This window comes from Streptomyces bluensis, from assembly GCF_014650715.1.
GTDB lineage: Bacteria > Actinomycetota > Actinomycetes > Streptomycetales > Streptomycetaceae > Streptomyces > Streptomyces bluensis.
Genome location: NZ_BMVM01000002.1, coordinates 107,505 through 120,046, shown reverse-complemented (window position 1 = coordinate 120,046; position 12,542 = coordinate 107,505). Strand labels below are relative to the sequence as shown.

Sequence of the window (12,542 nt, the reverse complement as noted above, 5' to 3'; positions counted from 1 at the left end):
GTGTTGACCATGCTCCGACAACACCTGGTGCGCAATACCCGCTCACTCGTCGGGCCGCGGGTGATCCGCCGGTGACCCCGGTTCCGGCTCCAGAGGCTCGCGGATGGCGCCGACGCCCCACGCCACGTCCTGACCGTCAGGGCCCCCTGGCCTTCCCGGAGCCGGGCCGGTACGGGGTATGAGCGAGACGGGTGAGCGGGGTCCGCGGGGACGGCGGGGCTCTGTCCACAGGCCCGCCGCGATGTCGGTCCCCGCCAGTAGGGTGTGGAACATGGCCGACCCCTCCAGCTACCGCCCCAAGCCGGGACAGATCCCCGACTCACCCGGGGTCTACAAGTTCCGTGACGAGCACCGCCGGGTGATCTACGTCGGGAAGGCAAAGAGCCTGCGCCAGCGCCTGGCGAACTACTTCCAGGACCTGGCGGGCCTCCACCCGCGCACCCGCACCATGGTCACCACGGCCGCGTCGGTGGAGTGGACCGTGGTGTCCACGGAGGTGGAGGCCCTTCAGCTGGAGTACTCCTGGATCAAGGAGTTCGACCCCCGGTTCAACGTCAAGTACCGCGACGACAAGAGCTACCCGTACCTCGCGGTCACCATGAACGAACAGTTCCCGCGCGTACAGGTGATGCGCGGTCACAAGAAGAAGGGCGTGCGCTACTTCGGGCCGTACGCGCACGCGTGGGCGATCCGCGACACCGTGGATCTGCTGCTGCGCGTCTTCCCCGTCCGTACGTGCTCGGCGGGCGTGTTCAAGAACGCGGCCCGCACCGGCCGGCCCTGCCTTCTCGGCTACATCGGCAAGTGCTCGGCCCCCTGTGTCGAGCGGATCTCCCCCGAGGACCACCGCGAACTGGCTGAAGAGTTCTGCGACTTCATGACCGGACGCACCGGCACGTACCTGCGCCGGCTGGAGAAGCAGATGAGGGAGGCCGCCGACGAGATGGAGTACGAGCGGGCCGCCCGCCTGCGCGACGACATCGAGGCCCTGAAGAAGGCCATGGAGAAGAACGCGGTCGTGCTCGCCGACGCGACCGACGCGGACCTGATCGCGGTCGCCGAGGACGAACTGGAGGCGGCCGTGCAGATCTTCCATGTGCGCGGCGGGCGCGTCCGCGGCCAGCGCGGCTGGGTCACCGACAAGGTCGAGGCGGTCACCACGGGTGACCTCGTCGAGCACGCCCTCCAGCAGCTCTACGGCGAGGAGACCGGAGACGCCGTCCCCAAGGAGGTGCTGGTCCCCGCGCTGCCCGACCCGGTGGACCCCGTCCAGCAGTGGCTGACCGACCGCCGCAGCTCCCATGTGTCGTTGCGCATCCCGCAGCGCGGCGACAAGAAGGCCCTCATGGAGACCGTGCAGCGCAACGCCCAGCAGGCGCTCGCCCTGCACAAGACCAAGCGCGCCTCCGACCTGACCACCCGCTCGCGAGCGCTGGAGGAGATCGCCGAGGCCCTCGACCTGGACAGCGCGCCCCTCAGGATCGAGTGCTACGACATCTCGCACCTCCAGGGCGACGACGTCGTCGCCTCCATGGTCGTCTTCGAGGACGGCCTGCAGCGCAAGAGCGAGTACCGCCGCTTCCAGATCAAGGGCTTCGAGGGCCAGGACGACGTCCGCTCCATGCACGAGGTGATCACCCGCCGCTTCAGGAGGTACCTCGCCGAGAAGGAGAAGACCGGCGAGTGGACCGACGGCGAGAACGCCGACGACAGCGAGCGGCTCCACGACCTCAAGGACGACGAGGGCCGCCCCAAGCGCTTCGCCTACCCGCCCCAGCTCGTCGTCGTGGACGGCGGGCAGCCGCAGGTCGCCGCCGCCCGCAGGGCCCTCGACGAGCTCGGCATCGACGACATCGCCGTGTGCGGTCTCGCCAAGCGCCTGGAGGAGGTCTGGGTACCCGACGAGGACGACCCGGTCGTCCTGCCCCGTACCAGCGAGGGCCTGTACCTGCTCCAGCGCGTCCGCGACGAGGCCCACCGCTTCGCCATCACCTACCAGCGCACCAAGCGGGCCAAGCGCTTCAGGGCCGGCCCCCTGGACGAGGTGCCGGGCCTCGGCGAGACCCGCAAACAGGCACTGGTCAAGCACTTCGGCTCGGTGAGGAAACTGCGGTCCGCGACGATCGACCAGATCTGTGAGGTCCCCGGCATAGGCCGCAAGACGGCCGAGACGATCGCCGCGGCCCTCGCCGGCGCCGCCCCGGTCGCACCCGCCGTGAACACGGCCACCGGAGAGATCATGGAATACGAGGCAGACGAGACAGGCGGGGCGCCCGAGACGACGGCGGGCCCCTCGGGGGAACCCGTGTCCGCGGGCGCCCCGGGCGAACGACGGGGGCAGGAGACATGACCGAGCACGACATGCGCGAACAAGAGCACCAGGAACACACGGCACGGCGCGAGGAAGCCCCCACGCAAGAGGGAGAGCACGCCTCCCAGCGCCCAGCGCCCCAGGAAGACGGAGCAGACGTGAGTACGGGCATCGAATCGGCCGGGGTCCCCGAGGCGGCCATCCCCGAGCTGGTCATCATCTCCGGCATGTCCGGCGCCGGACGTTCGACGGCCGCCAAATGCCTTGAGGACCTCGGCTGGTTCGTCGTCGACAACCTGCCGCCCGCGCTGATCCCCACCATGGTGGAGCTCGGTGCCCGCTCCCAGGGCAATGTGGCGCGGATCGCGGTCGTCGTGGACGTCCGCGGCCGCCGCTTCTTCGACAATCTCCGCGAGTCCCTCGCGGACCTCGCGGCGAAGCACGTCACCCGGCGGATCGTGTTCCTGGAATCCTCCGACGAGGCCCTGGTCCGCCGCTTCGAGTCCGTGCGCCGCCCGCACCCCCTCCAGGGCGACGGCCGCATCGTCGACGGCATCGCCGCCGAGCGGGAGCTGCTGCGCGAGCTGCGCGGGGACGCCGACCTGGTGATCGACACCTCCAGCCTGAACGTGCACGAGCTGCGCGCCAAGATGGACGCCCAGTTCGCCGGCGACGAGGAGCCCGAGCTGCGGGCCACCGTCATGTCCTTCGGCTTCAAGTACGGCCTCCCGGTGGACGCCGACCTGGTCGTGGACATGCGCTTCCTGCCGAACCCGCACTGGGTCCCCGAGCTGCGCCCCTACACCGGGCTCAACGAGGAGGTGTCCAACTACGTCTTCAACCAGCCCGGAGCCAAGGAGTTCCTCGACCGCTATGCGGAGCTGCTCCAGCTCATCGCGGCCGGTTACCGCCGCGAGGGCAAGCGGTACGTGACCGTCGCGGTCGGCTGCACGGGCGGTAAGCACCGCTCGGTCGCCACCTCCGAGAAGCTCGCCGCCCGCCTCGCCTCCCAGGGCGTGGAGACCGTGGTCGTGCACCGCGACATGGGCCGCGAATGACGGGACGTGCCGCTCTGCGGCTGAGCAGGCTGCGGCGGGTCGGCCAGGAGGAGCGAGGGGGCAGGCCCGCCACGGCCCGCGGCGGGCGGGTACGCCGCCGAGGCGCCCAGCCCAAGGTGGTCGCGCTCGGCGGCGGTATGGGCCTGTCCGCCTCGCTCGCCGCGCTGCGCCGGATCACCGGCGACCTCACGGCCGTCGTCACCGTGGCCGACGACGGCGGCTCCAGCGGGCGCCTGCGCGACGAGCTGGGTGTGCTCCCGCCCGGCGACCTGCGCAAGGCGCTGGCCGCGCTGTGCGGCGACGACGACTGGGGCCAGACCTGGGCCCGCGTCATCCAGCACCGCTTCCAGAGCCAGGGCGACCTGCACGACCACGCGGTCGGCAACCTGCTGATCGTCGCCCTCTGGGAGAAGCTCGGCGACCACGTCCAGGCCCTCGACCTGGTCGGCCGGCTCCTGGGCGCCCAGGGCCGGGTGCTGCCCATGTCCGCCGTACCCCTGGAACTCCAGGCGCTGGTCAAAGGGCACGATCCGCAGCGCCCGGACGACGTCGACACCGTACGGGGACAGGCGACCGTCGCGCTCACGCCCGGCGAGGTGCAGTCCGTGCACCTCGTGCCGCACGACCCGCCCGCGGTCCCCGAGGCCGTCGAGGCGGTCCTGGACGCGGACTGGGTGGTGCTCGGACCGGGCTCCTGGTTCTCGTCGGTCATCCCGCACCTCCTCGTGCCCGAGCTGCTCGGCGCCCTCACCCAGACGAAGGCGCGCCGGGTGCTGTCCTTGAACCTCGCGCCGCAGCCCGGAGAAACCGAGGGCTTCTCCCCGCAGCGTCATTTGGAGGTTTTGGCACGACACGCCCCTAAACTCGCCCTGGACGTGGTGCTGGCCGACACGGCCGCCGTGCCCGACCGCGCGTCGCTCACCGACGCGGCCAAGCGGTTCGGCGCCGCGGTCGAGCTGGCCCCGGTGGCCCGGACCGACGGCTCGCCGCGGCACGACCCGGAGCTGCTGGCCGCCGCGTACGACCGTATTTTTCGGATGCATGGAAGGATCGGCCCATGGCGATGACGGCAGCGGTGAAGGACGAGATCTCCCGGCTACCCGTCACCCGGACCTGCTGCAGAAAGGCGGAGGTCTCGGCGATCCTGCGGTTCGCGGGCGGGCTGCACCTGGTGAGCGGCCGCATCGTGATCGAGGCGGAGCTGGACACGGCGATGGCGGCGCGTCGGCTCAAGCGGGACATCCTGGAGATCTTCGGGCACAGCTCCGAGCTGATCGTGATGGCACCCGGCGGACTGCGCCGCGGCTCCCGCTACGTGGTGCGGGTCGTCGCGGGCGGCGACCAGCTGGCCCGCCAGACCGGGCTCGTCGACGGCCGGGGCCGCCCCATCCGGGGCCTGCCGCCCCAGGTGGTCTCCGGGGCGACCTGTGACGCGGAGGCGGCCTGGCGCGGGGCGTTCCTGGCGCACGGCTCGCTGACCGAGCCCGGCCGCTCGTCCTCCCTGGAGGTGACCTGCCCGGGTCCGGAAGCCGCGCTCGCCCTGGTCGGCGCGGCCCGCCGGCTGTCGATCGCCGCGAAGGCCCGCGAGGTACGGGGCGTGGACCGGGTCGTCGTCCGGGACGGCGACGCGATCGGCGCGCTCCTCACTCGTCTCGGCGCCCACGAGTCCGTGCTGGCCTGGGAGGAGCGGCGGATGCGCCGCGAGGTCCGCGCCACGGCGAACCGCCTCGCCAACTTCGACGACGCCAACCTGCGCCGTTCGGCCCGCGCGGCCGTGGCCGCCGGAGCCAGGGTGCAGCGCGCCCTGGAGATCCTCGGCGACGAGGTGCCCGAGCACCTCGCGGCCGCGGGCCGCCTCCGCATGGAGCACAAGCAGGCCTCCCTGGAGGAGCTGGGCGCGCTCGCCGACCCGCCGCTGACCAAGGACGCCGTCGCGGGCCGTATCCGCCGGCTGCTGGCCATGGCCGACAAGCGGGCCGCCGATCTCGGCATCCCCGGCACCGAGTCCAACCTCACCGAGGAGATGGCCGACAACCTGGCGGGATGACTGCTCGTCAGACGAGATCCCGGGCTTTGCCGACACGCCGGTGCCGTCGCCCACGTGGGGCGTAGGACACCGGCGTTCGGCGTTCTTGGGAACTCGGTTCCGGCCCTGACGCACCCTTGACTCGATCATGAACTGTCATGAGCCTGGCAGCGTTCGCCGCTGTGGCGAACCACTGCAAGGGGGGTTCATGAGACGAAAAGCGAGACCGATCCTCGCTGTTGGCGCACTCCTGCTCGGCGGCGCGGGACTCGCACCCATCGCCCATGCCGCGCAGGCGAGCGGTTCTCCCGACGGGGAAGAGGTCAAGGTCTACCGAGCCGAGGTCACCCGGCAGCAGATACCCCTGCTGCTCGCGGCCGGCCAGGACAGTCACGAACTCGGCGAACAGGCGCCCGACAAGGGCACGGCCACCGTCGAGGTCTACCTGACCGACAAGCAGGCCGAGGGGCTGGTGCGGAAGGGCGTCGACCTCAAGGAGCACACGCTCACGGCGAAGGCACGCGCGCGCGTGGCCGCCGCCGGGGACGGGGTCTACCGGCCCTACAGCGGGGCGGGCAACCTCAAGGAGGAGATCGTCCGGACGGGCCAGGAGCACCCGTCGCTCACCAAGGTGGTCTCCATCGGCAAGACCCTCCAGGGACAGGACATCCTGGCGCTCAAGCTCACCAAGAACGCCAAGAACAGCAAGGACGGCGCCAAGCCGTCCGTCCTGTACATGTCCAACCAGCACGCGCGCGAGTGGATCACGCCGGAGATGACCCGGCGCCTGATGCACCACTACCTGGACAACTACGGGACCGACAAGCGCATCAAGAAGATCGTCGACTCGACCGAACTGTGGTTCGTGCTCTCCGCCAACCCGGACGGCTACGACTTCACCCACCAGGCCGACGGCGACCGCCAGTGGCGCAAGAACATGCGCGACAACAACGGCGACGGCCGGATCACCATCGGCGACGGCGTCGACCTCAACCGCAACTTCGCCTACAAGTGGGGCTACGACGACGAGGGTTCGTCCCCCTTCCCCACCAGCCAGACCTACCGCGGCGCCGGCCCGAACTCCGAGCCCGAGACGAAGGCCCTCGACGCCTTCGAAAAGCGCATCGGCTTCAAGTACGGCATCAACTACCACTCGGCCGCCGAACTGCTCCTCTACGGAGTCGGCTGGCAGGTGGCCACCCCCACCCCGGACGACGTGCTCTACAAGTCCCTCGCCGGCATACCCGAGAACTCGGCGATCCCGGGCTACCACCCGCAGCTCTCCTCCGAGCTCTACACGACCAACGGCGAGGCGGACGGCCACGCGGCCAACGTCAACGGCACGGCGATGTTCACCCCGGAGATGTCGACCTGTGAGACGGCGTCCAACGCCGACCCGGACGACGCCTGGGAGGCCAGGGACTGCGGGTCGATCTTCACCTTCCCGGACGACGAGAAGCTGATCCAGCAGGAGTTCGAGAAGAACATCCCGTTCGCGCTCTCCGTCGCCGAGTCCGCCGCGAAGCCCGACCAGCCGAAGTCCTCGGTCGGCATCGACGCCCCCGACTTCACCCCGGCGCCCTTCACCACGTCGTACTCGCGCGGCGCCGACCAGGAGGTCTCCGTCGTCGTACGGAAGTCCGTGCGCGACAAGGAACTCAAGTACCGCGTCAACGGCGGCCGTACGCACGACATGGCGCTCACGCCCTGGAAGGGCGGCGAGACCTACGGCGGTGAGGACAACCTGTACTTCGACGAGTACCGGGCCAAGGTCGCGGACGGCGACCCCGGCGACAAGGTCGAGGTCTGGTTCACCGGCGAGACGAAGAGCGGCAGGCCCACCTCCAGCGAGCACTTCACGTACACGGTCGCCGAGCGGCCCAGGGCGGACACCCTCGTGGTCGCCGAGGAGGGCGCGGCCGCGACCCAGGCACAGACCTACGTCGACGCGCTCAAGGCCAACGGCAGGAAGGCGATCGTCTGGGACGTCGCCGCCCAGGGCGCGCCCGACGCGCTCGGCGTTCTCGACCACTTCACGACGGTCGTCCACTCCACGGGCGCCGCTCGTCCGGGCAACGCCACCCAGCTCGAACTGCGCGCCTTCCTCAACGAGGGCGGCAAGCTGATCGAGGCGGGCGAGAGCGCCGGCGGTTCCGTCGACCTCGGCGGGGGCACCCTGTCGAACGACTTCAGCCAGTACTACCTCGGCGCCTACACCCGTACGTCCCTGCCCAACGCCGGCGCCTTCGCGGGCAGCGGCAAGCTCGGCGGCGTCACGGGAACGCTCGGCGACGCGCCCGGCAATCCGCTGAACGCGGCCGGATCGTTCAGTGTCACCTCGGACGCCCTGCCGCTGGAGACGTTCCCGCAGTTCGAGAGCGCCGGCGCGGGCCAGTACCCCGGGACCGTCAACCCGTTCGGCCCGTACGCGGGCACGTCCATGGCGGCCGTCACACACAGTGACTACGCCTGGAACCGCCTCACCCGCACCATCGACCTCACCTCCGTGAGCGCCGCCGACAAGCCCGCCCTGCGCACCCAGCTCCTGTGGGACACCGAGGACGGCTACGACCACGCGGTACTGGAGGCGCGTACGGCGGGGGCGGACGACTGGACCACGCTCCCGGAGGCGGGCGGCGCCACCTCCACGGCCGTGCCCGCCGAGTGCGGGGCCGGGTACCTCCTCCAGGCCCACCCGGCCCTGAAGCGGTACCTGACCCTGGGCGACGAGGGCTGCACGCCCACCGGCACCAGCGGGTCCTGGAACAGCTTCACCGGAGCCTCCGACGGCTGGCAGCAGGTCGAGTTCGACCTGTCCGCATACGCCGGGAAGACGGTCGAGGTCTCGATCGGCTACATCACGGATCCCGGTTCCGGCGGCCGCGGCGTCCTCGCCGACAACGCGTCCGTCGTCATCGGCGGCACGGCCGGTCAGGCCGAGGGCTTCGAGACGTCCCTGGGCGCGTGGAGCACACCCGGACCGCCCGCGGGCAGCCCGGCGGTCATCAAGGACTGGGGCCTGTCCGGCGAGTTGTTCACCACGTACGGAGCGGTCACCACCGGGGACACCGTGCTGCTGGGCTTCGGCCTGGAACACGTCACCGCGGCCGCCGACCGCACGGCTCTGGTGGGCAGGGCGCTGGCCGCGCTGAAGGGCTGACACCCGCGGTCACCGGCGGTCACCGGCCAGGGTCCGGCGTCCGATATCTGGTAATCAGCCTGCGAAAACAGGGCGGTCCGTACCTCTACTGGCTGGTACGGGCCGCCCTGTCGTGTATAGGGCGTGCTTGATGCCACTCCCACCGCCTCAGGGAGGTAGGGTCGTATGCGGTCGGGGACATCCCATACAGCTCGCCGGTCTCGAAACCGGCGTACCAACGAGGAGATCGGTTCGTGACGATCCGCGTAGGCATCAACGGCTTTGGCCGCATCGGTCGTAACTACTTCCGCGCGCTGCTGGAGCAGGGTGCAGACATCGAGATCGTGGCTGTCAACGACCTGGGTGACACCGCGACCACCGCTCACCTGCTGAAGTACGACACCATCCTGGGCCGTCTGAAGGCCGAGGTGTCCCACACCGAGGACACCATCACGGTCGACGGCAAGACGATCAAGGTTCTCTCCGAGCGCAACCCCGCCGACATCCCCTGGGGCGAGCTGGGCGTCGACATCGTCATCGAGTCGACCGGCATCTTCACGAAGAAGGCCGACGCCGAGAAGCACCTCGCCGGCGGCGCCAAGAAGGTCCTCATCTCGGCTCCGGCCAAGGACGAGGACATCACCATCGTGATGGGCGTCAACCAGGACAAGTACGACCCGGCGAACCACCACGTCATCTCCAACGCGTCCTGCACCACCAACTGCGTGGCGCCGATGGCGAAGGTCCTCGACGAGAACTTCGGCATCGTCAAGGGCCTGATGACGACGGTGCACGCGTACACGAACGACCAGCGCATCCTGGACTTCCCGCACAAGGACCTGCGCCGCGCCCGTGCCGCCGCCGAGAACATCATCCCGACCACCACCGGTGCGGCCAAGGCCACCGCCCTCGTCCTGCCGCAGCTCAAGGGCAAGCTGGACGGCATCGCGATGCGCGTCCCGGTCCCGACCGGCTCGGTCACCGACCTCGTCATCGAACTCGACCGCGAGGTCACCAAGGACGAGATCAACACCGCCTTCCAGAAGGCCGCCGAGGGTCAGCTGAAGGGCATCCTTGAGTACACCGAGGACCAGATCGTCTCCTCGGACATCGTCAACTGGCCGGCCTCCTGCACCTTCGACTCCTCCCTGACCATGGTCCAGGGCAAGCAGGTCAAGATCGTCGGCTGGTACGACAACGAGTGGGGCTACTCCAACCGCCTCGTCGACCTCACGGTCTTCGTCGGCGGCCGGCTCTGAGGCCCGGAGCAGGCACTTCGATGTGAGGCAGGGCTCGGTCAGCGCACCGCCGCGCTGACCGGGCCTGTTTTTTGCGGCTAATCCGCCGCCGCTCTCGCGGACCTGGTTGCTCGCCATCGTGGTTCCTCAATTGATGGCTGAGGCATCCGCAGGAAATACCAGAGCCCCCTCAGGAGTCACTGAATGAAGACAATCGACGAACTCCTCGCCGAAGGCGTCGGCGGCAAGCGGGTCTTCGTCCGCGCCGACCTGAACGTGCCGCTCGACGGCACCGTCATCACCGACGACGGCCGCATCCGCGCCGTCGTCCCCACCGTCAAGGCCCTCGCCGAGGCGGGTGCGCGCGTGGTCGTCGCCTCGCACCTCGGCCGCCCCAAGGGCGCCCCGGACCCGGCCTTCTCGCTCGCCCCGGCCGCCGCCCGCCTCGGTGAACTCCTCGGCACCGGCGTGGAGTTCGCGACCGACACGGTCGGCGAGTCCGCCAGGACCACCGTGGCGGCCCTGACCGACGGCCAGATCGCGGTCATCGAGAACCTCCGCTTCAACCCCGGCGAGACCTCCAAGGACGACGCCGAGCGCGGCGCCTTCGCGGACCAGCTGGCCGCCCTCGCCGACGTCTACGTGGGCGACGGCTTCGGCGCCGTGCACCGCAGGCACGCCTCCGTGTACGACCTCCCGGCCCGTCTGCCGCACGCCGCCGGCTACCTGATCGCGAGCGAGGTCACCGTCCTCAAGAAGCTCACCGAGGACGTCCAGCGCCCATACGTCGTCGCGCTCGGCGGTGCCAAGGTCTCCGACAAGCTCGCCGTCATCGACCAACTGCTCGGCAAGGCCGACCGCATCCTCATCGGCGGCGGCATGGCGTACACCTTCCTCAAGGCCAAGGGGTACGAGATCGGCACGTCGCTCCTCCAGGAGGACCAGCTCCCGGCGGTCACCGAGTACATCGAGCGCGCGGAGAAGACCGGCGTCGAGCTGGTCCTGCCCGTCGACGCGCTCGTCGCGCCCGCCTTCCCGGACCTGAAGACCAAGGCTCCGGCACACCCCACCGCCGTCGCCGCGGACGCCATCCCCGCCGACCAGCAGGGCCTGGACATCGGTCCGGAGACCGGCACGCTGTACGCCTCGAAGATCACCGACGCCGCCACCGTTTTCTGGAACGGCCCGATGGGCGTCTTCGAGCACCCCGATTTCGCCGAGGGCACCAAAGCGGTCGCCCAGGCACTCGTCGACTCCAAGGCCTTCACGGTCGTCGGCGGCGGAGACTCCGCCGCGGCCGTGCGCATCCTGGGCTTCGACGAGACCGCATTCGGCCACATCTCGACCGGGGGCGGCGCCTCCCTCGAATACCTTGAGGGCAAGACGCTCCCCGGCCTCGCCGCACTGGAGGACTGAACCACATGACTGCCACTGCCCAAGGGCGAACGCCGCTGATGGCGGGCAACTGGAAGATGAACCTCAACCACCTTGAGGCCATCGCCCACGTCCAGAAGCTCGCCTTCGCCCTGGCCGACAAGGACTACGAGGCCGTCGAGGTCGCCGTCCTGCCGCCCTTCACCGACCTGCGCTCCGTGCAGACCCTGGTCGACGGCGACAAGCTCAAGATCAGGTACGGTGCCCAGGACATCTCGGCCCACGACGGTGGCGCCTACACCGGCGAGATCTCCGGCTCGATGCTCGCCAAGCTCAAGTGCACCTTCGTGGCCGTCGGCCACTCCGAGCGCCGCCAGTACCACAACGAGACCGACGAGCTCTGCAACGCCAAGGTCAAGGCCGCCTTCAAGCACGGCATCACCCCCATCCTGTGCGTCGGCGAGGAACTGGAGGTCCGCGAGGCGGGCAACCACGTCACGCACACGCTCGCCCAGGTCGAGGGTGGCCTGAAGGACATCACGGCCGAGCAGGTCGAGTCGATCGTGATCGCCTACGAGCCGGTCTGGGCCATCGGCACCGGCAAGGTCTGCGGCGCCGCGGACGCCCAGGAGGTCTGCGCGGCCATCCGCGGCAAGATCGCCGAGCTGTACTCGCAGGAGGTGGCCGACCAGGTCCGCATCCAGTACGGCGGGTCCGTCAAGGCCGGCAACGTCGCGGAGATCATGGCGCAGGCCGACATCGACGGTGCCCTGGTCGGGGGCGCCTCCCTGGACGCCGACGAGTTCGTCAAGATCGTGCGGTTCCGCGACCAGTAAGTGTGCGGTGGCGGCGATCCGTCGTACCCTTGCGGGGGCCGACAGGCATGAAGGACCATGCCGCCCGGCCCCCGTCGTCGATATCAGTCCGAGGAAGTTGGTCCAGCCGTGGTTATGGGGTTCTCGATCGCCCTGATCGTCTTCAGCCTGCTGCTGATGCTGCTGGTGCTGATGCACAAGGGGAAGGGCGGCGGCCTCTCCGACATGTTCGGTGGCGGCATGCAGTCGTCCGTCGGCGGCTCCTCGGTCGCCGAGCGCAACCTCGACCGGATCACCGTGGTGGTCGGTCTGCTGTGGTTCGCGTGCATTGTCGTACTCGGCATCCTGATGAAGGTCAACAACTGACCGACAGGCCCCTGGTACGGCACCGCGTCACAGACGCACCAATCCGCACGTAAAGCCCCATGCTCGGTACGCGCCCAATCGCGCGGCCTATCATGGGGCTTGCGTCTTGGGTGCGGGGTGTAACTCCAATCACTGGACGCGCGTTGGGCCTTACGTAGACTGAGGCGCTCGCGGCGAAGCGTCACGCCGACTCGCTTCGCGGCACCATCACGCAG

Annotated in this window: 9 protein-coding genes; all 9 read left to right on the top strand. The window is 69.8% G+C overall.

Annotated features, from left to right (window positions below; all coding sequences use genetic code 11):
* Nucleotides 1-271: 271 nt before the first annotated feature.
* A complete protein-coding gene (gene uvrC / locus IE262_RS05715) occupies nt 272-2,350 on the top strand; it encodes an excinuclease ABC subunit UvrC (protein WP_189871809.1) in 2,079 nt (692 codons plus the stop codon).
* Nucleotides 2,347-3,369, top strand: coding sequence for an RNase adapter RapZ (rapZ, locus tag IE262_RS05710; RefSeq protein WP_134041957.1), 1,023 nt, complete (start codon nt 2,347-2,349; stop codon nt 3,367-3,369). The genes uvrC and rapZ overlap by 4 nt, the downstream gene beginning before the upstream one ends.
* Complete coding sequence (locus tag IE262_RS05705) at nt 3,366-4,436, top strand: gluconeogenesis factor YvcK family protein (protein WP_134041955.1); 1,071 nt, start codon at nt 3,366-3,368, stop codon at nt 4,434-4,436. Before rapZ ends, IE262_RS05705 begins: the two co-directional genes overlap by 4 nt.
* Nucleotides 4,427-5,416, top strand: a complete 990-nt coding sequence (whiA, locus tag IE262_RS05700) for a DNA-binding protein WhiA (protein WP_134041953.1) — start codon at nt 4,427-4,429, stop codon at nt 5,414-5,416. Before IE262_RS05705 ends, whiA begins: the two co-directional genes overlap by 10 nt.
* A gap of 187 nt (nt 5,417-5,603) precedes the next feature.
* Nucleotides 5,604-8,555, top strand: a complete 2,952-nt coding sequence (locus tag IE262_RS05695) for a M14 family metallopeptidase (RefSeq protein WP_189871807.1) — start codon at nt 5,604-5,606, stop codon at nt 8,553-8,555.
* Between the two features lie 233 nt (nt 8,556-8,788).
* Nucleotides 8,789-9,793, top strand: coding sequence for a type I glyceraldehyde-3-phosphate dehydrogenase (gene gap / locus IE262_RS05690; RefSeq protein ID WP_134041949.1), 1,005 nt, complete (start codon nt 8,789-8,791; stop codon nt 9,791-9,793).
* 183 nt (nt 9,794-9,976) lie between these two features.
* Nucleotides 9,977-11,188, top strand: coding sequence for a phosphoglycerate kinase (locus IE262_RS05685; RefSeq protein ID WP_134041947.1), 1,212 nt, complete (start codon nt 9,977-9,979; stop codon nt 11,186-11,188).
* 38 nt (nt 11,189-11,226) lie between these two features.
* Entirely contained in the window at nt 11,227-11,982 is a 756-nt protein-coding gene (gene tpiA, locus IE262_RS05680; RefSeq protein WP_189872813.1) for a triose-phosphate isomerase, read from the top strand.
* Nucleotides 11,983-12,096: 114 nt separating this feature from the next.
* Entirely contained in the window at nt 12,097-12,327 is a 231-nt protein-coding gene (secG, locus tag IE262_RS05675) for a preprotein translocase subunit SecG (RefSeq protein ID WP_009300451.1), read from the top strand.
* Nucleotides 12,328-12,542: the final 215 nt, after the last annotated feature.